This window comes from Microbacterium sp. USTB-Y (genome assembly GCF_023703415.1).
In the GTDB taxonomy this organism is placed as follows: domain Bacteria; phylum Actinomycetota; class Actinomycetes; order Actinomycetales; family Microbacteriaceae; genus Microbacterium.
Genome location: NZ_JAGMTU010000002.1, coordinates 66,332 through 87,854 on the forward strand (window position 1 = coordinate 66,332; position 21,523 = coordinate 87,854).

Sequence of the window (21,523 nt, forward strand, 5' to 3'; positions counted from 1 at the left end):
CTTGCGGATGGTCCGGGGCGCGCGGTATCAGTCCGCGGCGAGCGATGCGGCGCCGATGATGCCCGAGGAGTTGCGGTGCACCGCGGCCACGATCGGGGTCTTCAGATCCAGCAGCGGCAGGAACTTCTCGGGGTGCTTGGAGACGCCGCCGCCGACGACGAACAGGTCGGGGCTGAACAGGAACTCGACGTGCGAGAAGAAGTCCTGCAGGCGCGCCGACCACTCGGCCCAGTCCAGCTGATCGCGCTCCATGGCCGAGTACGCCGCCCACTTCTCGATCGACTCGCCGCGGAAGTCGAGGTGGCCGAGCTCGGTGTTGGGAACCAGCACGCCGTTGTAGAGGAACGCGGATCCGATGCCGGTGCCGAGCGTGGCGAGGATCGTGAGGCCCCGGGCGTCGCGGGCCGCGCCGTGGCGGCTCTCGGCGACACCGGCGGCATCGGCGTCGTTCACGAAGGTGATCTGCCGGCCGAGGCCGTCCTCGAAGAACCGCTCCGCCTCGAAGTCGATCCAGTCCTTGGCGATGTTGGCCGCGGACAGGGTGCGGCCGTGCTTCACGATCGCGGGGAAGGCGACGCCCAGGGGGAGCCGGGAGTCCTGCACGCCGAGGGTCGAGAGCACCTGCTTGACCGTCTCGAGCACGTCCGCGGGCTTCGCGCCCTTCGGGGTCGGGATCCGGATCCGGTCGGATTCCAGGGTGCCGTGCTCGAGGTCGACGACACCCGCCTTGATGCCGGTCCCGCCGATGTCCACGCCGATCGCTTTTGCCATGCGCAACAGCCTAGCGAGACGCGGGAGCCCCAGTAGGATCGTGACAAGCACACAGGAGGAGCAGCGATGAGCGACGCGCACCGCGACGACAAGTACGACGGCGAAGACTTCGGCGACGAGAAGTACTGGTTCAACAGCAAGACCGGGCAGGTCGAGCACGGCATGCTGTCCTCCTCCCTCGACCGCATCGGGCCCTTCGACACCGCCGAGGAGGCGGCTCGCGCCCCGCAGGTGCTCAAGGAGCGCTCGCGGCTCTGGGCCGACGAGGACACGGCGGAGGACGACTGGGGCGGGGCGGACGGCGCTCGATGAGCGGGATGGACAAGCAGCGGGACTTCGTGCTGCGCACCATCGAGGAGCGGGGCGTCAAGTTCATCCGCCTCTGGTTCACCGACGTGATCGGCACGCTGAAGTCGGTGGCGATCGCTCCCGCCGAGGTGGAGGGCGCCTTCGCGGAAGGCATCGGTTTCGACGGCTCGGCGATCGAGGGTCTCACGCGGACCTTCGAGTCGGATCTGCTCGCGCAGCCGGACCCGACGACGTTCCAGATCCTCCCGTGGCGCGGGGAGATCGATCCGACGGCCCGGATGTTCTGCGATCTGACGACGCCGGACGGGCGTCCGGCGGTCGCCGACCCGCGGCACGTCCTCAAGCGCACCCTCGCCAAGGCGGCCGATGCGGGCTTCACGTTCTACACGCATCCGGAGATCGAGTTCTATCTGCTGAAGTCGTCGCAGTTCGGGCCCGAGGGCCCGGTGCCGGTCGACTCGGCGGGCTACTTCGACAACGTCCCGGGCGGCACGGCGCACGACTTCCGCCGCCGCTCCGTGCGGATGCTCGAAGACCTCGGGATCTCGGTCGAGTACAGCCACCACGAGGGCGGTCCCGGGCAGAACGAGATCGACCTGCGTTACGCGGACGCGCTCACCACGGCGGACAACATCATGACGTTCCGCACCGTGGTGAAGGAGGTGGCCATCGAGCAGGGCGTCTACGCGACGTTCATGCCGAAGCCGCTGAGCAACCACCCGGGCAGCGGCATGCACACGCACATGTCGCTGTTCGAAGGCGACCTGAACGCGTTCTACGAGGAGGGCGCCAAGTATCAGCTCTCCCGCACCGGACGCCAGTTCATCGCAGGCCTGCTCCGGCACGCGAACGAGATCGCGGCCGTGACGAACCAGTTCGTCAACTCGTACAAGCGGCTCTGGGGCGGCGATGAAGCCCCGAGCTTCGTCACCTGGGGGCATGCGAACCGGTCCGCGCTCATCCGGGTGCCGATGTACAAGCCGAACAAGGGGCAGTCCACGCGGATCGAGTACCGCGCCCTCGACTCGGCGGCCAACCCCTATCTCGCGTACGCGCTCATGCTGGCCGCGGGACTCAAGGGCATCGAGGAGGGGTACGAGCTGCCGCCGGAGGCGGAGGACAACGTGTGGTCGCTGAGCGACACGGAGCGCCGTGCCCTGGGCTACGCGTCGCTGCCCGCGAGCCTGGACCACGCGCTCGAGCTGATGGAGGACTCGGAGCTCGTCGCGGAGACCCTCGGCGAGCAGGTGTTCACCTATGTCCTGCTGAACAAGCGCAAGGAGTGGGAGGCGTACCGCGGTCAGGTCACGCCGTTCGAGCTCAAGAGCAACCTCGAGCTGCTCTGATCGGGCCGCGTCGTGCCCCGATTCGACGATTCGCTCTCCCTCTCCGCTCTCGCACGGCTCGGCTTCGTCGAACTGTCGGAAGCGGCGGCGGGACTGCGTGAGCTGTCCGAGCTGTCCGGCGCTTCGCCCGCGGCGCTGATCGAGGGACTGCGCAGCGCGGACCCGGATGAGGCCCTCGCGGGCCTCATCCGGGTCGCGCGCCGTGACCCGGCGGCGGTGGTGGCCATGCTCTCCGACGAGGGCGCCCGCGCCCGGGCCTGGGCCGTTTTCGGCGCCTCGCCCGGACTCGGGCGTTTCTTCGAACGCCGGCCGGCAGAGCTCGTCGTGCTTCAGGAGGACCGGCCCGCGCTGCCGACCGCTCAGGAGCTCGGCGCCGAGATGCTCGCATCCGTCGGCGCCGACGACGGGTTCGCCGCGACGGCGCGGGTGCGTCTGCGTGTCGCCTACCGGCGCGCCGTGGTGCGGATCGCGGTCTGGGACCTGGCGGCGCCGGATCCGGTCGAGGCCGTCGCCCCGGTCGCTTCGGCCCTCGCGGACGCGGCGTCGGCCGCGCTCGAGGCGGCTCTCGCGGTCGCCCGAGCAGAGGTCGCGGGGGCATCGGAGGATGCGCGGCGTGACGTGGCCCTCACCCGGCTGGCCATCATCGGCATGGGCAAGACGGGGGCCCGCGAGCTGAACTACGTCAGCGACGTCGACGTGATCTACGTCGCCGGCACGGAGGACGAGGAACGGCTGGACGAGTCCAAGGCCATCGACATCGCCACGAGGCTGGCCCGCAGCACGATGCAGGCGATCTCGGGCATCGAGGCGGAACCGCCGCTGTGGGAGGTCGACGCGGCGCTGCGCCCCGAGGGCAAGCAAGGCGCGCTCGTGCGTTCGCTCTCCTCGCACGTGGCCTATTACGATCGCTGGGCGAAGAGCTGGGAGTTCCAAGCCCTGCTGAAGGCGCGTGCGATCGCCGGTGATGCCGATCTCGGCCGTGAGTATCTCGCCGCGGTGCAGCCCAAGGTGTGGTCGAGCGCGGCGCGGGAGGACTTCGTCGGCAGCGTTCAGCGCATGCGCGAGCGGGTCACCGAGCACATCGCTCCGGAAGACGTCCCCTACCAGCTGAAGCTCGGGCCGGGAGGCCTCCGTGACATCGAGTTCACCGTGCAGCTGCTCCAGCTGGTGCACGGGCTCACGGATCCCGAGATCCGTACCCGGGGCACTCTCGAGTCCCTGGATGCGCTCGTCCTCGGCGGCTACATCGGCCGTGCGGAGGCCGCGCTGTTCGGGCGCGACTACCGTGTGCTGCGTCTCATCGAGCATCGGTTGCAGCTCCGCGAGATGCAGCGGACGCATCTCGTCCCCCGCGAGGAGGAGGCGCTCCGCGTGCTCGGGCGCGCGACCGGTCTCGCGGAGACCGCGGACGGCATCCGGCGGGTCTGGGAGGACGTGCGCCGCGAGGTCCGCGACCTGCACACGCGCCTGTTCTACCGGCCGCTGCTGAGCGCGGTCGCCTCGCTGCCGGAGGAGGAGCGCACGCTCTCCACCGACCAGGCCCACGACCGCCTCGCGGCCATCGGCTTCCGCGACCCCGCCGGCGCCCTGCGGCACATCGGCGCGCTGACCACTGGCCTCAGCCGCAAGGCGACGATCCAGCGGCACCTGATGCCCGTCATGGTGCGCTGGTTCGCCGACGGCACGGATCCCGATTACGGCCTCATCGCGTTCCGGAGGATCAGCGAGCGCCTGGGGGACACCCCGTGGTTCCTGCGGATGCTGCGGGATTCGTCCGGCGCTGCGGAGCGGCTCACCCGGGTGCTGTCCACGTCCCGCTACATCGGCGAGTTGATGGAGTGGATCCCCGAGTCCGTCGCCTGGCTGGAGAGCACGGAGCAGCTGCGGCCCCGGCCCGGCCGGGCGCTGGACGAGGAGGCCAGGGCGATCCAGACCCGGCACGAGACGATCCTCGACGCGATGCGGTCGGTGCGGGCCCTACGACGGCGCGAACTGCTGCGGACTGCGATGGGTGCGGTGCTGGACGTGCTCACGATCGACGATGTCGCCGCCGCCCTCACCGCGATCACGGAGGCCACGATCCAGGCGGCACTGCGCGCCGTGCGGCGCGACGCGGTGCCGGCGGAGGACGACGCGCTCGATTTCTCGGTGATCGCGATGGGGCGCTTCGGGGGCGCGGAACTGGGATTCGGGTCGGATGCGGACGTGCTGTTCGTCTACGACGCGAACGGGATCGAGCCCCAGCGCGCGCAGCAGCTCGCGGCGCGCATGGTCGCCGGCCTGCGCGAGCACCTGACCGATCATCGTCTGCCTCTGGAACTGGACGCGGATCTGCGCCCGGAGGGCCGCAACGGTCCGCTGGTGCGCAGCCTCGACGCGTACGCGGAGTACTACCGGCGCTGGTCGCTGTCCTGGGAGGCGCAGGCGCTGCTGAGGGCCAGGGGGGTGGCCGGCAGCCACAAGCTCATCGAGCGCTTCACGTCCCTCGCGGACGGCGTGCGCTATCCCGAGGCGCTGGACGTGAACTCGCTGCGGGAGATCAAGCGCATCAAGGCGCGTGTGGAGGGGGAGCGCCTGCCGCAGGGGGTCGATCCGCGTCGCCATCTGAAGCTCGGGCCCGGCACGCTGAGCGACGTGGAGTGGCTGATCCAGATCGTCCAGCTGGAGCACGCCCACGCGGTACCCGCGCTGCGCACCACCTCGACCCTGGCGGCCCTCGACGTCGCTGTCGGTGCCGGCTTCGTACCGGAGGAGGCGGGGGAGCGGTTGCGCGAGGCATGGCGGTTGTCGAGCCGGCTGCGCTCCGCGATGACGCTGCTGACCGGCCAGACCAAAGACGTCCTGCCGGCGGATCCGCGCGAGCTCGACGGAGTGGGCCGGATCCTCGGCTACCCCGATCGCTCGGCGGTCGCGGTCGAGGAGGAGTACCTCCGCGTCACGCGCCGCGCGAGAAAGGTGTTCGAGACGCTGTTCTACGGCTGACGCGCGGAGATCCACCATTCGCACGGCGGAACGGGCAGGCTGAGACCATGACGAAGATCGGCGTGGTCCGCAACCCCGTGAAGCTCGCGTCCGAGGAGGAGGTGCGCGCGGCGATCCTGCAGAGCATCCCCGACGCCGACATCCGGTTCTCCACGACCACGGAGGACGACCCGGGGCGTGCCATGGCGCAGGACGCGGTCGACGCCGGCTGCGAGCTCATCCTCGCCGCAGGGGGCGACGGCACCGTACGCGCGGTCGCCGCCGTCGTCGCCGGAACCGACAGCGCACTGGGGATCCTGCCGCACGGCACCGGAAACCTGCTCGCCCGGAATCTCGGCGTGCCCCTGGACAGCACACAGGCCGCGGTCGCGCACGCCCTGGCCGCGCAGCCGCGCCGGATCGATGTGGGAACGATCGAGATCACCGACGGCGACGACCCGGGCGAGCACATGTTCGTGGTGATGGCCGGCCTCGGACTCGACGCGCGCATGCTGGAGGAGACGGACGACGAGCTCAAGGCGAAGGCGGGTTGGCTCGCCTATGTGAAGGCGCTCGGCGCGGCGGCGGCCGGGACCGAGCTGGTGCGCGCCTCGCTCTCCCTCGACGACGAGCCGGAGGATCGCGCGCAGCTCCACACGCTCCTGATCGGCAACTGCGGCATGATCCAGGGCGGGATCACGCTGCTTCCCGATGCCGCACCCGACGACGGCGTGCTGGATCTTCTGCTGGTCAGCGCGGACGGCGTCGCGGACTGGTTCGAGACCGTGCGCACCCTGGTCTGGGACAACGGACTGCGACGTCTGCTCGGTGGGGAGACCATGAGCACGGATGTGATGCGCCACGCGTCGGGCCGACGGGTCAGGGTCGAACTGGAGGAGGCGCAGCCGTTCCAGATCGACGGCGAACAGCACGGAACGGTGCGCGCCTTCACCGCGACGATCCGGCCGGGCGTCCTGCTGGTCCGGGCCTGAGTTCCGAGAGCCCGTCTCTTCACCGAGACCTGGGCGGAGACACCGCGCGCCCCCGCCAGCGAGACCGGGGTTTGCATGTCTGCGCTCCGGGGACGAACATCGCACTGTGACCGAGTTCGACAGCATCGCGGCGGAGCTCCTCTCCTGCGCGCCCGGTGACTTCGTGTCCGCGCGGGAGGCCCGCGCGAAGGAAGCGGGGGACGCGCACCTCGCGGCGCGGATCCGCGCACTGCGCAAGCCGACCACCGCGGCCTGGGCCGTGAACCTCTTCGCGCAGGAGCGCGCGCCGCAGTTGCAGGAGGCGCTCCAGCTCGCCGCCGCGCTGCGCGAAGCACAGGCCGAGCTCGACGTGCCGGCGCTCGCGAAGCTGGGCCGGGACCGGCGCGCGCTCACGGCGCGGCTCGCCGAGGACGCGGCAGAGCTCGCGCGCGCCCGCGGGGGACGCATCAGCGCCGGGATGCTCGACGCGGTGCAGCGGACCCTCTCGGCGGCGTTCTTCGACCCGGGCGCGGCAGCCGCCGTCGCCTCGGGAAGACTCCTGAGTGAGCTCGACGGCGACGGCACACCCGTCGATCCGTCCACGGTGATCGCCGGCGACGTCGCGGACACGCCGGTGGCAGCGACGCGACCCGATGACGACCTGGCCGCCCTGCGGGCGCGTCGTCGGGCGGAGCAGACGCTGAGACAGGCCGAGCGAGAGCGCGCGGCGGCCGAACGCGATCACGCTGCGGCCGAGCGGGCCGTCCGGGATGCATCGCGCCGCGGCGCGCAGATCGCTGCGCGCATCGCCGAGCTCGAGGGCGAGCTCAGCGCCGTGCGGGAGAGTGCGCAGGCAGCGGCGATGGCGGTCTCGGGCGCCGAAGCGGAGGAGAGGCGGGCGGCGGCGGAGCTCGCGCGCCGGGAAGAGATCGTCGCGGCGGCGCGCGCGGCATCGGACGCGCGCCCGGCCGGCTGAACGGAGGAACGAAGAACCCGCCTCAGCCGGGGGACGCTGAGACGGGTTCTTCGGAACTGCGGTTCTCCTGCGGACCAGCCCCAGGAGAACCGCGGAATCTGCTTACACGCCGTAGTAGAGCTCGTACTCGTACGGGTGCGGGCGCTGTGCCATCGGCAGGATCTCGTTGTTGTACTTGTAGGAGATCCAGGTCTCGATGAGCTCCTCGGTGAACACGCCGCCCTCGAGGAGGAAGGCGTGGTCGGCGCGCAGCGCCTCGAGCGAGTCCAGCAGGGAGTTCGGCACCTGCGGGATGTTCTTGGCCTCCTCGGGCGGGAGCTCGTAGAGGTCCTTGTCGATCGGCTCGAGCGGCTCGATGCGGTTGCGGATGCCGTCGAGGCCCGCCATGAGCTGCGCGGCGAAGGCGAGGTACGGGTTGCCCGATGCGTCCGGCACGCGGAACTCGATGCGCTTGGCCTTCGGGTTCGAGCCCGTGAGCGGGATGCGGATCGCGGCGGAGCGGTTGCCCGCGGAGTAGGCCAGGTTGACCGGCGCCTCGAAGTGCTTCACCAGGCGGTGGTAGCTGTTCAGGGTCGGGTTGGTGAAGGCGAGCACCGCGTGCGCGTGCTTGAGCAGGCCGCCGATGTACCAGCGCGCCGTGTCGCTGAGCTGGCCGTAGCCGTTCTCGTCGAAGAACAGCGGCTTGCCGTCGAGCCACAGCGACTGGTGCGTGTGCATGCCGGAGCCGTTGTCGCCGAACAGCGGCTTCGGCATGAACGTGACCGTCTTGCCCCACTCCTCGGCCGTGTTCTTGACGATGTACTTGAACTTCAGGATGTCGTCGGCCGCGTGCACCATGGTGTCGAAGCGGTAGTTGATCTCCTGCTGACCGGCGGTGCCGACCTCGTGGTGCGAGCGCTCGAGGTGGAAGCCGGAGTCGATCAGGCGCAGCGTGATGTCGTCGCGCAGGTCCGCGGTCTTGTCGACCGGCGCGACCGGGAAGTAGCCGCCCTTGAACGGCGTCTTGTTGCCGAGGTTGCCGCCCTCCTCCTCGCGGCCGCTGTTCCACGCGGCCTCCTCGGAGTCGACCTTGTAGAAGCTCTCACCGGCGGTGACGGAGTAGCGCACGTCGTCGAAGATGTAGAACTCGGCCTCGGGGGCGAAGTACGCGGTGTCGGCGATGCCGGTCGAGGCGAGGTACTTCTCGGCCTTCTTCGCGACCTGGCGCGGGTCCTTGCTGTAGATCTCGCCGGTGCGCGGGTTGTAGATGTCGAACACCATGACGATGGTGCTCGCCTCGCGGAACGGGTCCACGTACGCGGTGGTCACGTCGGGGATGAGCTGCATGTCGGACTCGTGGATCGACGCGAAGCCGCGGATCGAGGAGCCGTCGAAGAGCTGGCCGTTGGCGAAGAAGTCCTCGTCGACCGTCGCAGCCGGGATGTTGAAGTGCTGCTGCACGCCGGGCAGGTCGGTGAAGCGGATGTCGAGGAACTTGACGTCGTTGTCGCGGATGTACGCGAGCACGTCGGCGGGGGTGGTGAACATGCATCAACTCCTGGAGGAACGGGTGCGGTCGAGCGACCTGCAAGCAGGTTACGGGCGAGGGATGACGCGGCCGTGTCTGGAATGTTTCCGGCGTGTTACGTCCGGGCGAGGGTCCGACGGCGGCGCGTCGGGTGCTCCGCATCGCCTCGCCTAGGCTGGAGGGATGTCCGACACCGCGCAGAGATACCCCGGCGAACGACTCGGCCTCCCGGAGACCGGACCCGGCAGCGTCGGTCGTCTCGGGCGTCGGATCGCGGCGCTGTTCATCGACTACGCCGCCGCGACGATCATCGCCACGGCGTATCTCGGGTTCCAGCAGTGGGCGCTGCCGAAGGAGGCGGGACTCAGCCAGTTCGCGCCGATGATCGTCTTCGCGGTGCTCCAGATCGTCTTCATCCCGACGATCGGAGGGAGCCCGGGCCATCGCATCGTCGGGATGCGGCTCGTGATGCTGCACGGCGGCTGGGTGGGGCTGTGGCGCCCCATCGTTCGCACGGTCCTGCTGGTCTTCGTCATTCCGGCCGTCATCTTCGACGCGGATCAGCGGGGACTGCACGACAAGGCGGTCGGAACCGTCCTGATCCGCGCCTGAGACCGGCTCAGACCGCGGCGTGGCCGCGATTCAGGCGGCGGTAGGTCTTGGGCGCCTTGCCGCCCAGGAAGGACCGTGCCGGGTCGATCGTGAAGCCCTGACGCAGCGCCTCCCGCCCGATCAGCATCCGGAAGCCCATCTCGCTGCGGTTGCTCAGGGTCACTTCGGCGGTGACCCTCCGATCGACGAGGATCAGATCGAGCAGCACGACGAGCCGGCTCTGCGCATGTCCGGACGATGAGCGCACGTCCCGCCGGTCGAACACGGGGAGCTCCACGGGAACGAGCTCATGGGCGCCCTGCCACGGGCGCACGTCGAAGCGCACCCAGGCCGCACCGTCGCGTTCGAACTCGCGGATGTGCTGCGCGTGCAGCGACGAGCTGCGTGCCCCGGTGTCGACCTTCGCCTTGATCCACGGGATCCCGACGTCGGGCAGGGAGACCCACTCCCGCCACCCGATAAGGGTGCTTGAATGAGTAGGTCGGTCCACACACACATCCTGGCAGGAAATCACCGTGAAGCTCGCCGTGCTCTCGCGCGCCCCGCAGTCCTACTCCACCCAGCGCCTCCGTGCCGCCGCGATCCAGCGCGGTCATCAGATCAAGGTGCTGAACACCCTGCGCTTCGCGATCGACCTCACCGCGGATGAACCGGACCTGCATTTCCGCGGGCGGCGCCTGAGCGACTACGACGCGATCCTGCCCCGCATCGGCAACTCCATCACCTACTTCGGCACGGCCGTCGTGCGCCAGTTCGAGCAGATGGACGTCTACACGCCGAACACGGCGAACGGCATCTCGAGCGCGCGCGACAAGCTGCGGGCGAACCAGATCCTCTCCCGCCATAACATCGCGATGCCGCCCACGGCGTTCGTGCGCAACCGGGCCGATGTGCGCCCTGCGATCGAGCGGGTCGGCGGTGCCCCGGTCGTCATCAAGCTCCTCGAGGGCACCCAGGGGATCGGGGTGATCCTCGCGCCGCAGGTGAAGGTCGCCGAGGCGATCATCGAGACCCTGCACTCGACGAAGCAGAACGTGCTGATCCAGAAGTTCATCGCGGAGAGCCGCGGCCGGGACATCCGCGCCCTCGTCGTCGGCGACCGCGTCGTCGCCGCGATGCGGCGGGTGGCCAACGGCGACGAGTTCCGCTCGAACGTCCATCGGGGCGGGACGGTCGAGGCCGTGCAGCTCGACCCCGTCTATGAGCAGACGGCCGTGCGGGCAGCCCAGATCATGGGGCTGCGCGTCGCCGGCGTGGACATGCTGGAGGGCGAGGACGGTCCCCTCGTCATGGAGGTCAACTCCTCTCCGGGGCTCCAGGGCATCGAGGCGGCGACCAGCCTCGACGTCGCCGGCGCCATCATCGACTTCATCGCGAACCAGGTGAACTTCCCCGAGATCGACGTGCGTCAGCGCCTCAGCGTGTCGACGGGCTACGGCGTCGCCGAGCTCGTGATCCATGCGGGCGCCGAACAGGTGGGCAAGCAGCTCGGCGAGCTGGGGCTGTGGGACCGCGACATCACCGTGCTCACGCTGCACCGCGGCGTCACCGTGATCCCCAACCCCCGCAAGCATGTCGTGCTGGAGGACGAGGACCGTCTCCTCTGCTTCGGCAAGCTCGATGAGATGCGGTCGATGATCCCCGAGCGCCGACGCCGCAGGGCGAAGGTGCGGAAGCTCCCGAAGGAGCATCTGCCCGATTCGGCGAACTGAGCGGACGCCCCCCTCACGACGAAGCGCCCGGCGCCCGCGGGAAGCGGGGCCGGGCGCTCGGACGTTCCGTGCTCAGCGCGGACGCGGTGCGCGCGTCTTGAGCGGGTCGATGCCCTTCGGGATCGGCAGCGAGGCGACCGACTGCGACACCGACTCCATGCGCTTGATCACGGCGGCCATCGTCGCGTTGTCGATGGCCTTGGGAAGCTTCTTGATGGTCTTGGCGAGCTTGTCGATCGAGACGTCGTCCTCGCCGTGGCCGACGTAGAACACGTTGACGGGCACGCCCTGCGCGACACGCATCGCCTTGGTCTTCTCGTCCTTGACGAGACGGGTGAGACGACCGCGTGCGCCCTCGGCGACCACGACGATCCCGCCTCGTCCGATGGCGCGGTACACCGCGTCCTGCGACTTGGGGTTGACCCCCACCGGCATCTCGGAGCCCTGCCAGCTGCGGCCGAGCGACGTGCTGAGCACGTGCCCTGCGGCGCCCGGCATGCCGTCGATCTTGCGGTACATCGCCGTCGTCGACAGACGGGTCATCAGGAACATGGCGCCGAGCACGCCCGCGAGCAGGCCGGTGACGCCCCACAGCACGACGCTCCAGATCTGGAACGGGGGGATCAGATAGCCGACGATGACGCCGATGAGGATGCCGGCCACCAGGATCGCGATCTGGGCCCAGGGCAGCCACGGGTAGATCTCCCGGGTGAAGCGGAAGAGCGAACGCAGCTGGGAGAAGAAGCCGGGCTGCTTCTCCGTCGCGGAGGGACTTTTTGCCATGCCTTCCAGCCTACCGATTCCGCGGGCTCCATGACGGCGCGCGGGCGAACGCGCTGGGCGAACACGATCGTCCTGCACAGAGGGGATGCGGAGCGTTCAGCGCACAGTTCGCGGGCGGCCGGATCCGCGGAGAATGCCGCCGAGGTCGAATGGGGGCATGACCGAACGCAGCATGGGCACCGCCGTGGCGGGGGCGCACCGCACGATCCGGGTACTCGGTGAGAACGAAGGGCCGTTCCCGGGCGCCCTCGTCCCGCGCAAAGAGGGGATGGCCGTCCGCGTGCCGGCGGAACGGCTGCGGGGCTGGCCCGGGTGGGCGCTCGCGGGCGCGGAGCACGTCGTGGCGCCGCTGGACATCGTGCTGCGGCCCGATGGTCACGACGTGCTGCTGCCGTGGTGCGTCCGTTCCGTCAGCAGCCAGCTGGCGCTCCGGAGTGCGGGAGAGGCCGAGGGAGTGACACGGGGCGAGGCCGTGACGCTCGCGGTCAGCATCCTGCGCGGCGCGGTCGAGCTGATGCCCGGAGACGCCGGGGAAGCCCCGGAGCCTCGGGGACGATGGTGGCTGACGGACGAGGGGCGTCCGGTGTTCGCGATCGCCCCGTCCGCCGAGACCGAGGAGGAATCGCCGTGGGCATCCGCTCGGCGGCTGCTGAGCGACCTGGAGCGCGCGGTGGATGACCGGGCGCTGCGTCGCCTGCTGCTCCGTCTCGCCGATGCGACGCAGGATCCGCGACGTCTGCGCGCCGAGGCCGGGCGCTGGGAGGAGGAGCTGTTGGAGATCGCGGCACCGCGCACACTGCGCATCATCGAGGGCGACCTCACGGATGCACGGGACGCCGTGGACGCGGCGCGGCGCCGAGAGGGTCTGCCTCCCCGCCGCCGCGATCTGCGGCTCGCTCGCGACCCGCGAAGACGTGTCCGGGAAGGGAGTCGGCGCGGGACGGTTCCGCGCTCCGCGGGCGCGACGACGGCATTGCTCACGACTCCGGCGCGGGTGATCGAGGCGGGGCGGCGAGCCATGGCCGGGCTGTCGGCGCGACTCGCCGGGCGGACCTCCGCCGGGCAACGGCAGCGGGCCGGGGCAGAAGCGCCCGTGCGGCGTCGGCGATGGGTCGGGCCGGCGACGGTCGCCGCCTCGGTCGCGGCGGTGATCGCCGTCGGCGGTGCGCTCTGGCCGACCGGCAGCGGCAGCGCCGGGGCGGCCGATGCGACGCCGCGGGAGTCGGCGGCGGTGTCCGGACCCGGAACAGACCTGCCGGGCTCTGACTCGGTCGTTCCCGTGCCGGCTTCCACCGCCCCGGAGAATCCGCGTCCCCTCGGACCCTCCGCAGATCCGGATCCGGAACGCGCGGGGCAGGAGCTCGTCGCGGGCGTGCTCCGCTGTCAGGCGGCGCCGATGCCCGCCTGCGGGGATCTCTGGAACGACGGTCCCGGCGCGATCAAGCCGGTGCGCGATCCGGGCGGGTCGCTCTCGCTGATCGAGGACTACGGCGACCTCGCCGCGCTGCGGAGCGGCTCGGGGGAGGGCGGTCAGATGGTCGTGATCATCCGCCGAGACGCCGAATGGCGGATCCGTGATGTGTACGACATCGCGGATCCGCCATCCGATGAGAGCGGTGCCTCGTGAATCCGTGCGGATCAGGCTCCGAGCTGCGCGGCGAAGTCGGCCGCCTCCAGGCGCGCCTTCACCGACGAGAGGAAGCGCGCGGCATCCGCGCCGTCGATCGTGCGGTGGTCGTAGGACAGCGCGAGGTACACGTAGGAGCGGATCGCGATCGCCTGCTGGCCATCGACGGTCACGACACCGGGCCGCTTCACCACGATGCCGGTGCCGAGAATCGCGGACTGGGGCAGGAAGACGACGGGGGTGTCGAACAGCGCGCCACGCGAACCGGTGTTGGTCAGGGTGAACGTGCCGCCGGCGAGCTCGTCGGGCTTCAGCTTGTTGTCGCGCGTACGGGCAGCGAGGTCGGCGATCTCGTGGGCGATCTGGGCGATGTTCTTGGAACCCGCGTCGCGCAGCACCGGGGTGAGCAGGCCGCGCTCGGTGTCCACCGCGATGGAGATGTTCTCCGAGGCGGGGTACACGATGTCCGTGCCGTCGACCGTCGAGTTCACGATCGGGAACTCCTGGAGCGCCTCGGCCGCGGCCAGGGCGAAGAACGGCAGGAACGACAGCTTGTCACCGGTCTTCTGCTGGAAGGAGCCCTTGACCTCGTCGCGGTACGCGGCGAGCTTGGTGACGTCCACCTCGACCACGGTGGTGAGCTGCGCGGTCTGCTGCATGGACGCGACCGCCCGCTCCGCCAGCACCTTGCGCAGGCGGGACATCGGCTGCGTCGTACCGCGCAGCGGCGAGATCACGCGCTCCTTCGGAGCGGCGGCCACCGCAGCCGGTGCCGTCGCCGCCGGAGCGGACGCGGCGTTGAGCACGTCCTCCTTGCGGATGCGGCCGCCGACGCCGGTGCCGGCGACGGTCGCCAGGTCGACGCCCTTCTCGGCGGCGAGGCGGCGCACCAGCGGGGTGACGTACAGCGAGTCGGAACCGGAATCGGCGACGGGAGCCGCGGCCGGGGCCGGAGCGACAGCGGCCGCAGCCGGGGCAGCCGCCGGAGCCGGGGCAGCCGCCGGAGCCGGAGCCTCAGCCGGAGCCTCAGCCGGAGCCGGGGCGGCGGCGGGAGCCGGGGCGGCGGCGGGAGCCGGAGCAGCAGCCGGAGCCGGGGCCTCGGCGGGAGCCGGAGCCGCAGCGGCGGGGGCGCCGCTGCCGATGCGTGCGAGCACCGCACCGACGGCGATGGTCTCGTCCTCGGCGGCCAGGATCTCCTGGAGGGTGCCGGCGACGGGCGAGGGGATCTCGGTGTCGACCTTGTCGGTGGAGATCTCCAGCAGCGGCTCGTCCACCGCGACGTCGTCGCCGACCTGCTTCAGCCAGCGGGTGACGGTGCCCTCGGTGACGCTCTCGCCCAGCTCGGGCAGGCGGACATCGGTCGCGTCAGACGATGCGGCGGGTGCCGCAGCAGGGGCAGCGGGGGCAGCGGCAGGCTCGGCGGCCGGCGCCTCGGCGGCGGGGGCAGCGGCCTCGGCAGCAGGGGCAGCGGCCTCAGCGGCCGGGGCGGCAGGCGCGGAAGCGCCAGAGCCGTCGCCGATGCGCGCGAGGATGGCGCCGATCTCGACCGTGTCGTCCTCGGCGACGAGGATCTCCTCGATCACACCGCTGACGGGCGAAGGGATCTCGGTGTCGACCTTGTCGGTCGAGATCTCGAGCAGTCCCTCGTCGGCCTGGACGGTGTCGCCGACCTGCTTGAGCCAACGGGTCACAGTGCCCTCGGTGACGCTCTCGCCGAGGGCGGGAAGGACCACAGGTGTGCTCATGACGGAGTCTCCTTAAGGAAGTTCGTGATGGTGTTCAGCTTAGTGGGCAACCGGGTGTTCAGCCCAGCATTGATTTCCACGATGCGCAAGAAAAGTTTCACAATGCGTGAAGTGGCTTGCCCGCGAGCGCGAGGAACGCCTCGCCGAGGGCCTCGCTCTGCGTCGGGTGCGCATGGATCAGGGGCGCGATGTCCTCGGGGTGGGCCTCCCAGCTCACGGCGAGCTGGCCCTCGGTGATGAGTTCGCCGACGCGGTCGCCGAGCAGGTGCACGCCGAGCACGGGGCCGTCCTTGAGCCGCACGACCTTGACCAGGCCGCCGGTGCCGATGATCTCGCTCTTGCCGTTGCCTGCGAGGTTGTACTCGTAGGACGCGACGCGCTCGGCGCCGTGCGCCTCGATCGCGGCGGCTTCGGTGATCCCCACGGACGCGACCTCCGGGCTGCAGTAGGTGACGCGGGGCACCTGCGAGTCGGGGATGACGGCGGGCGCGAGGCCGGCGATGCGCTCGGCGACGGCGATGCCCTGCAGGAACCCGCGGTGCGCGAGCTGGAGGCCGGGCACGATGTCCCCGACCGCCCAGACGTGCGCGACATTCGTGCGCAGCTCCGGATCCGTCAGCACGAAGCCGCGATCCATCTCGATCCCCGCCTCCTCGAAGCCGAGACCCGAGGTCGCCGGTCCGCGGCCCACGGCCACGAGCAGGTAGTCGGCGTCGTAGGTCGTCCCGTTCTCCAGCGTGACCGTGACGCCGTCGGCCGTCTGGGTCGCGCTCGCGAACCGCACGCCCAGCGAGTACGCGATGCCGCGGCGGCGGAACGCGCGCTCCAGGCCCTTGCTGAGCGCGATGTCCTCGTTCGGTGCGAGATGCTCCAGCGCCTCGACGATCGTGACCTCCGCGCCGAACGAACGCCAGACGCTCGCGAACTCGACACCGATGACTCCGCCGCCGAGGATGACCACGCGCTGCGGGACCTCCTCGAGCGCGAGCGCCTGCTCGCTGGTGAGGATGCGCCCGCCGATCTCCAGGCCGGGCAGGCTGCGGCTGTACGAGCCCGTGGCGAGGACGACGTCCGCGCCGCTGTAGACGTCCTCGCCGACGGCCACCGAGCGATCGGGGCGCAGGGTTCCGGATCCGCTCACGACCGTGATGCCCCGGGCCTTGATGAGGCCCTCGAGGCCCTTGAACTTCTTGGCGACGATGCCCTCGCGATAGGCGCGGACGCCTGCTGGATCGATGCCCTCGAACGCGGCGCCCACGCCGTACTTCGCGGCGTCACGGACGTTCTCCGCCACCTCGGCGGAGTGCAGCAGCGCCTTGGTGGGGATGCACCCGCGGTGCAGGCAGGTGCCGCCCACCTTGTCCTTCTCGATCAGGGCGACCGACTTGCCGAGCTCCGCGGCGCGGAGGGCGGCTGCGTAGCCGCCGCTGCCGCCGCCGAGGATCACGACGTCGAAGCTGTGCGCGGTCATGCCCTGCCTCCGTTCGCTCGCTTCTCGGCGAAGGCGATCAGAGTGCGCACGATCGCGCCGGTTGCCCCCTTCTCGATGAAGCCGTACGGGGCGCCCTTGTGCTCGGACGAACCCGCGATGTCGAGATGGGCCCAGGGGATCCGCGGGGCGTCCGCCTCGTCCGAGGCGCGTCCGACCATCCGCCGAAGGAACAGCCCCGCGAAGAGCGCCCCTCCCGCGGGATCGCCGATCTTGGCGTTCACGAGGTCGGCGATCGGCGACTTCAGCTCGTCCTCCATGTGCTCGGGGAGCGGCATCGGCCAGGCCGCCTCGCCCGTTGCGGATGCCGCGGCGAGGACCTCCTGCACCGTCGTGTCGTCGCCGAAGACGCCGGTGTGCCGCATGCCGAGGGCGACGATGATCGCGCCGGTGAGCGTCGCCACGTCGAGGATCACGTCCGGGTTCTCCCGGCTCGCGGCGACGAGGCCGTCGGCCAGGACCAGGCGGCCCTCGGCGTCGGTGTTGAGCACTTCCACGGTCTGTCCGTCCGCGAAGCGCAGCACGTCGCCCGGGCGGATCGCGGAGCCCGAGGGCATGTTGTCCGCGATGCACAGCCAGGCGGTGACCCGGATCGGAAGGCCGAGCGAGGCGACCGCCTGGGTCGCGGCGAGGATGCTCGCGGCGCCCGCCATGTCCGTCTTCATGCCGACCATGCTGGCCGGCGGCTTGAGCGAGAGGCCGCCCGTGTCGAAGGTGATGCCCTTGCCCACCAGTGCGATGTGTCCGGTGGCGTCGGCGGGGGAGTAGTCCAGACGGACGAGACGCGGCGGGCGGGCCGAACCCTGGCCCACGCCGAGGATGCCGCCGAAACCGCCCGCGGCGAGCGCCGTCTCGTCGAGGATCTCGACCTCGACCGGCAGGTCGGCCACCGCTTCCGCGGCGCGCGCGGCGAGATCCTCCGGGCCGAGCCACTCGGCCGGAGTGGTCACCAGGTCCCGCGTGAGGGCGACCGCGTCGGCGAGCGCCTTCGCATGCGCGATCTCTTCGGGGGAGAGGTCGGCGTGCAGCACCACGACGCCCGCCCGCCGGGGCTGCTCGCCCGACCGGTAGTCGTCGAAGCGGTAGCCGCCGAGCAGCGCGCCCTCGGCGGCGGCCACGGCGAAGCCGGAGACGGCGTCGCTGAGACGCACCTCCACCCGGTCGAACCCGGTGAGCGTGCGAAGCGCGGCGCCCGCGGCCTCGCGCACGGCGTTCGCGTCCGGCGACGAGCCGGCGCTCACCACCGCGACCGGGACCTCGGCGACCTCGGGTGCAGGGATCCTCGCGACGACACCTGCCTTCCCCGTGAAGCCGACGGCGGTCAGCGCCGCGTGCGTGGAGGAGAAGGGGGACAGGTCTTCCGGGGTGTCCGTGAGACCGGCGACGACGAGCACGAGCGCATCCGCGTTCGTGTCCGCCGGAGCGCCTGTGGAGAGCTCGAGCGCAGGTGACGTCATGGCCTCCATCCTAGATTCGGACGGGGGCGGCCGGAGCGGATGCGCCGCACGTGTGTTCGCTCTCAGCGCTCTGCGGATCCGCGGCGCGAGGGGGCTCGTAGCATGGAGGCATGCCCATCTCCGGAGAGATCCACGAACGCGTCGCCCGCTCCGGCGGTGTGCCGTCCGGCCTGCCTCTGGTCATCCTGCTGACCGGGTTCACCGACGCGGGATCGGCGGTCTCCGGGCTGATCGACCACCTCGGCGAGACGACGGCTCCGGAGCCCGTCCTGGTCTTCGACAACGATGCGCTGCTGGACTATCGCGCGCGGCGTCCGGTGCTGACTTTCGACCAGGACCACATCGCCGACCTCACCCCGGCACGGCTCGAGCTCTCGATCGCGCACGACGCCCTCGGCCGGCCCTTCCTGCTGCTGGCCGGGTACGAGCCGGACTTCGCCTGGAACGCGTTCGCCGACGTCGTACTGGACTTCGCGGCGGAGCACGAGGTGTCCACGGTCACGTGGGTGCACGCGATCGCCATGCCGGTTCCGCACACGCGGCCGATCGGGGTGACGGTCAGCGGCAACCGCGCAGAGTTGATCGCGGCCCATTCGGTCTGGCGCCCCCGCACCCAGGTGCCGGGGACGGCGGGACATCTGCTCGAGCACCGTTTCGTACGCGCCGAGCGGAGCGTCGCGAGCTTCGTGCTGCTGATCCCGCACTACCTCGCCGACACCGAGTACCCCGACGCGGTGCTGACCGCGGCGGAGAAGGTCATGGCGGCCACTGGCCTCGTGCTGCTGACGGACGATCTACGGGAGAAGCGCGTCTCGTACCTGGAGCGCGTGGACGAGCAGGTCCGCGACAACGAGGAGCTCGGCCAGATGGTCAGCACCCTGGAGCACCGGTACGACGCGTACATGGCCGGGCTGGACTTCGAGGACGAGGGCCCCTCCGGGTTCGACGAGCGGTCCCTTCCCAGCGCCGACGAGCTGGCGGCCGAGCTCGAGCGCTTCCTGGCGTCGCGCCCCGGTGACGAGGACAAGAACGGCCGGATCTGATCTCCTCCCCGGGAGGATCCGGCTCTCCGGCAGGATCCGGCCTCGTCCACGGCAGAGTGTGCGATACTTATCTGACGACCCGTTGTCAAGACCCTCCGCAAGGTCGGGGACTTGACAAGGGTCTTACTAGTGCCCGAAACGGCACAGGCCGATCAAGCCGAAAGGCTGAGCGAACACAGGGCGCCCGCGCAGCGCCCCGGTGAGAGGCGAGACGTGACGACTGCCACGAAGAAGAACACCCGGACGAAGAACGAGGCCACCGAGCCCGAGGAGGTCGCGGCCACCGCCGCCGACGCCGCGGAGCAGGCCGCCCCGACCACGGCGGCGGCGAAGAAGCCGGCCGCGAAGAAGACCGCCAAGGCGAAGAAGGACGCTGTCGACGAGGCCACCTCCGACGAGTCGGCCGTCGACGCGGCGGACGACGGCGATGAGGAGGAGGGCGCCAAGCCCGCCTTCACCGAGCCGCTGCCCACCGGCGCCATCCGGATCAGCTCGACCGACGAGGACGACGTCCCCGTCTACTCGACCCAGATCACCGGCGCCACCGCGGACCCGGTCAAGGACTACCTGAAGCAGATCGGAAAGGTCGCGCTGCTGAACGCGGCCGAAGAGGTCGAGCTCGCGATGCGTATCGAGGCCGGCCTGTTCGCCGAGGAGAAGCTGTCGACCATGTCGCCGGCAGAGAAGACCGGCCAGCTCGGGCTCGACCTGCAGTGGGTCGCCCGTGACGGCCAGCGGGCCAAGAGCCACCTGCTCGGAGCCAACCTGCGTCTGGTGGTCTCCCTCGCCAAGCGCTACACGGGCCGCGGCATGCAGTTCCTGGACCTCATCCAGGAGGGAAACCTCGGTCTCATCCGTGCGGTCGAGAAGTTCGACTACACCAAGGGCTTCAAGTTCTCGACCTACGCGACCTGGTGGATCCGTCAGGCGATCACCCGCGCGATGGCCGACCAGGCCCGCACGATCCGCATCCCGGTGCACATGGTCGAGGTCATCAACAAGCTCGCCCGGGTGCAGCGTCAGATGCTGCAGGACCTCGGTCGCGAACCCACTCCGGAGGAGCTGAGCCGTGAGCTCGACATGACCCCGGAGAAGGTCATCGAGGTGCAGAAGTACGGCCGCGAGCCGATCTCGCTGCACACCCCGCTCGGCGAGGACGGCGACAGCGAGTTCGGCGACCTGATCGAGGACACCGAGGCGGTCGTCCCGGCCGACGCCGTCGGCTTCACGATGCTGCAGCGCCAGCTCGAGCAGCTGCTGGACTCGCTCTCCGAGCGCGAGGCTGGCGTGATCCGCATGCGCTTCGGCCTCGGAGACGGTCAGCCGAAGACGCTCGACCAGATCGGCGACACCTTCGGCGTGACCCGCGAGCGGATCCGCCAGATCGAGTCCAAGACGATGGCGAAGCTGCGCCACCCGAGCCGGTCGCAGTCGCTGCGGGACTACCTCGAGTGAGCGCGGAGGCGAGGCCCAACGACGGCAAGAACCTCGAGATCTCGGTCGAGGGGGCGCGCTGGCAGCGGATCCCGATCCGCACGAAGGTGGTCATGCCCGGCGACGTGCTCGCCGACATCGTCACCGAGTACGCCGCGGGCGAGGTGCAGAAGGGCGACATCCTCTTCATCACCGAGAAGATCGTCGGCATCACCCAGGGTCGTTCGTTCCTGCTCGAGGAGATCCAGCCGCGCAAGCTGGCGTTCTTCCTGTCGAAGTACGTCACGCGCACGCCCTACGGCATCGGTCTCGGCATGCCCGAGACCATGGAGATGGCGCTGCGCGAGTGCGGCACGCCCCGGATCCTGCTCGCGGCGGCGGTGTCGGCCGTGACCAAGGCGTTCGGGCGCCGCGGCGACTTCTACCGCATCGCCGGTGAGAAGGCGCGCGCGATCGACGGACCGACCGAGGGCACCATGCCGCCGTACGACCGCTCGGTCGTGCTGGGACCCGCACGCCCGCGCGAGGTCGCGCACGAGATGCAGCGGCTTATCGGCGGCGTCTGCGATGTCGCCGTGGTCGACATCAACGACCTCGGCGGCAACATCCTCGGGTCCACGCTCGACAAGCCCGCGGAGAAGGGCCTCGTCGCGATCCTCAAGGACAACCCGCTCGGTCAGGGCACGGAGTCGACGCCGATGGGCATCATCCGCCCGGCCTGACTGCTCGCCGGGGTCGTTGAGCGAGCACCGACGAAGTCGGAGCGAGACGAAACGCGGT

Annotated in this window: 18 protein-coding genes; 11 read left to right on the forward strand and 7 right to left on the reverse strand. The window is 70.5% G+C overall.

The features are described 5' to 3' along the window. Positions 1-27: 27 nt before the first annotated feature. A complete protein-coding gene (ppgK, locus tag J8G10_RS03955; protein ID WP_251439499.1) occupies positions 28-771 on the reverse strand; it encodes a polyphosphate--glucose phosphotransferase in 744 nt (247 codons plus the stop codon). A 66-nt stretch (positions 772-837) separates the two neighbouring features. Here ppgK and J8G10_RS03960 point away from each other — a divergent pair, with 66 nt between their 5' ends. From J8G10_RS03960 to J8G10_RS03980, 5 genes are all read left to right on the forward strand, one after another. Continuing rightward, positions 838-1,083 (forward strand): SPOR domain-containing protein, encoded by a 246-nt coding sequence (locus J8G10_RS03960; protein WP_251439500.1) that lies wholly within the window; start codon positions 838-840, stop codon positions 1,081-1,083. Between the two features lie 5 nt (positions 1,084-1,088). After that, on the forward strand, positions 1,089-2,426 hold the full coding sequence (locus tag J8G10_RS03965) for a glutamine synthetase family protein (protein ID WP_251439501.1): 1,338 nt from the start codon (positions 1,089-1,091) through the stop codon (positions 2,424-2,426). A 12-nt stretch (positions 2,427-2,438) separates the two neighbouring features. Continuing rightward, positions 2,439-5,408, forward strand: coding sequence for a bifunctional [glutamine synthetase] adenylyltransferase/[glutamine synthetase]-adenylyl-L-tyrosine phosphorylase (locus J8G10_RS03970; RefSeq protein ID WP_251439502.1), 2,970 nt, complete (start codon positions 2,439-2,441; stop codon positions 5,406-5,408). Positions 5,409-5,455: 47 nt separating this feature from the next. Next, positions 5,456-6,379, forward strand: coding sequence for a diacylglycerol kinase family protein (locus J8G10_RS03975; RefSeq protein ID WP_251439503.1), 924 nt, complete (start codon positions 5,456-5,458; stop codon positions 6,377-6,379). Between the two features lie 106 nt (positions 6,380-6,485). Continuing rightward, on the forward strand, positions 6,486-7,334 hold the full coding sequence (locus J8G10_RS03980; protein ID WP_251439505.1) for a transposase: 849 nt from the start codon (positions 6,486-6,488) through the stop codon (positions 7,332-7,334). 102 nt (positions 7,335-7,436) lie between these two features. Here J8G10_RS03980 and glnA read toward each other — a convergent pair whose 3' ends face one another. Further along, positions 7,437-8,861 (reverse strand): type I glutamate--ammonia ligase, encoded by a 1,425-nt coding sequence (gene glnA, locus J8G10_RS03985; protein WP_251439508.1) that lies wholly within the window; start codon positions 8,859-8,861, stop codon positions 7,437-7,439. A 163-nt stretch (positions 8,862-9,024) separates the two neighbouring features. On the opposite strand from glnA, the gene J8G10_RS03990 reads away from it, so the two are divergent. After that, positions 9,025-9,453, forward strand: a complete 429-nt coding sequence (locus J8G10_RS03990) for an RDD family protein (protein WP_251439509.1) — start codon at positions 9,025-9,027, stop codon at positions 9,451-9,453. Between the two features lie 7 nt (positions 9,454-9,460). On the opposite strand, the gene J8G10_RS03995 is transcribed toward J8G10_RS03990, so the two are convergent. Then, positions 9,461-9,943 (reverse strand): RimK/LysX family protein, encoded by a 483-nt coding sequence (locus tag J8G10_RS03995; protein ID WP_251439511.1) that lies wholly within the window; start codon positions 9,941-9,943, stop codon positions 9,461-9,463. A gap of 25 nt (positions 9,944-9,968) precedes the next feature. Here J8G10_RS03995 and J8G10_RS04000 point away from each other — a divergent pair, with 25 nt between their 5' ends. Beyond that, entirely contained in the window at positions 9,969-11,165 is a 1,197-nt protein-coding gene (locus J8G10_RS04000) for a RimK family alpha-L-glutamate ligase (RefSeq protein WP_251439513.1), read from the forward strand. A 72-nt stretch (positions 11,166-11,237) separates the two neighbouring features. On the opposite strand, the gene J8G10_RS04005 is transcribed toward J8G10_RS04000, so the two are convergent. After that, positions 11,238-11,948: a DUF4191 domain-containing protein gene (locus J8G10_RS04005; protein WP_251439514.1), complete on the reverse strand. Its 711-nt coding sequence runs from the start codon at positions 11,946-11,948 to the stop codon at positions 11,238-11,240. Between the two features lie 157 nt (positions 11,949-12,105). On the opposite strand from J8G10_RS04005, the gene J8G10_RS04010 reads away from it, so the two are divergent. After that, the gene (locus J8G10_RS04010; RefSeq protein ID WP_251439515.1) at positions 12,106-13,575 is read left to right on the forward strand and encodes a hypothetical protein; all 1,470 of its coding nucleotides are present in this window, start codon (positions 12,106-12,108) and stop codon (positions 13,573-13,575) included. A gap of 11 nt (positions 13,576-13,586) precedes the next feature. On the opposite strand, the gene sucB is transcribed toward J8G10_RS04010, so the two are convergent. The 3 genes from sucB to J8G10_RS04025 form a co-directional block, all read right to left on the reverse strand. Further along, on the reverse strand, positions 13,587-15,320 hold the full coding sequence (gene sucB, locus J8G10_RS04015) for a 2-oxoglutarate dehydrogenase, E2 component, dihydrolipoamide succinyltransferase (RefSeq protein ID WP_251439516.1): 1,734 nt from the start codon (positions 15,318-15,320) through the stop codon (positions 13,587-13,589). Between the two features lie 97 nt (positions 15,321-15,417). After that, complete coding sequence (gene lpdA, locus J8G10_RS04020) at positions 15,418-16,791, reverse strand: dihydrolipoyl dehydrogenase (RefSeq protein ID WP_251439517.1); 1,374 nt, start codon at positions 16,789-16,791, stop codon at positions 15,418-15,420. Next, the gene (locus tag J8G10_RS04025) at positions 16,788-18,266 is read right to left on the reverse strand and encodes a leucyl aminopeptidase (RefSeq protein ID WP_251439518.1); all 1,479 of its coding nucleotides are present in this window, start codon (positions 18,264-18,266) and stop codon (positions 16,788-16,790) included. The genes lpdA and J8G10_RS04025 overlap by 4 nt, the downstream gene beginning before the upstream one ends. Before the next feature lie 110 nt (positions 18,267-18,376). Between J8G10_RS04025 and J8G10_RS04030 the strand changes: the two genes are divergently transcribed. From J8G10_RS04030 to J8G10_RS04040, 3 genes are all read left to right on the forward strand, one after another. Continuing rightward, positions 18,377-19,309 (forward strand): proteasome assembly chaperone family protein, encoded by a 933-nt coding sequence (locus tag J8G10_RS04030; protein WP_251439524.1) that lies wholly within the window; start codon positions 18,377-18,379, stop codon positions 19,307-19,309. Positions 19,310-19,522: 213 nt separating this feature from the next. Then, a complete protein-coding gene (locus J8G10_RS04035) occupies positions 19,523-20,764 on the forward strand; it encodes an RNA polymerase sigma factor (RefSeq protein ID WP_251439526.1) in 1,242 nt (413 codons plus the stop codon). After that, positions 20,761-21,465 (forward strand): coenzyme F420-0:L-glutamate ligase, encoded by a 705-nt coding sequence (locus J8G10_RS04040; RefSeq protein ID WP_251439528.1) that lies wholly within the window; start codon positions 20,761-20,763, stop codon positions 21,463-21,465. Before J8G10_RS04035 ends, J8G10_RS04040 begins: the two co-directional genes overlap by 4 nt. Positions 21,466-21,523 lie beyond the last annotated feature (58 nt).

Bases quoted from the DNA above. Each gene is read 5' to 3' on its own strand.
- ppgK (WP_251439499.1), bottom strand. From the start codon at position 771: ATGGCAAAAGCGATCGGCGTGGACATCGGCGGGACCGGCATCAAGGCG.
- J8G10_RS03960 (WP_251439500.1), top strand. From the start codon at position 838: ATGAGCGACGCGCACCGCGACGACAAGTACGACGGCGAAGACTTCGGC.
- J8G10_RS03965 (WP_251439501.1), top strand. From the start codon at position 1,089: ATGGACAAGCAGCGGGACTTCGTGCTGCGCACCATCGAGGAGCGGGGC.
- J8G10_RS03975 (WP_251439503.1), top strand. From the start codon at position 5,456: ATGACGAAGATCGGCGTGGTCCGCAACCCCGTGAAGCTCGCGTCCGAG.
- glnA (WP_251439508.1), bottom strand. From the start codon at position 8,861: ATGTTCACCACCCCCGCCGACGTGCTCGCGTACATCCGCGACAACGAC.
- J8G10_RS03990 (WP_251439509.1), top strand. From the start codon at position 9,025: ATGTCCGACACCGCGCAGAGATACCCCGGCGAACGACTCGGCCTCCCG.
- J8G10_RS04005 (WP_251439514.1), bottom strand. From the start codon at position 11,948: ATGGCAAAAAGTCCCTCCGCGACGGAGAAGCAGCCCGGCTTCTTCTCC.
- J8G10_RS04010 (WP_251439515.1), top strand. From the start codon at position 12,106: ATGACCGAACGCAGCATGGGCACCGCCGTGGCGGGGGCGCACCGCACG.
- sucB (WP_251439516.1), bottom strand. From the start codon at position 15,320: ATGAGCACACCTGTGGTCCTTCCCGCCCTCGGCGAGAGCGTCACCGAG.
- lpdA (WP_251439517.1), bottom strand. From the start codon at position 16,791: ATGACCGCGCACAGCTTCGACGTCGTGATCCTCGGCGGCGGCAGCGGC.
- J8G10_RS04025 (WP_251439518.1), bottom strand. From the start codon at position 18,266: ATGACGTCACCTGCGCTCGAGCTCTCCACAGGCGCTCCGGCGGACACG.
- J8G10_RS04030 (WP_251439524.1), top strand. From the start codon at position 18,377: ATGCCCATCTCCGGAGAGATCCACGAACGCGTCGCCCGCTCCGGCGGT.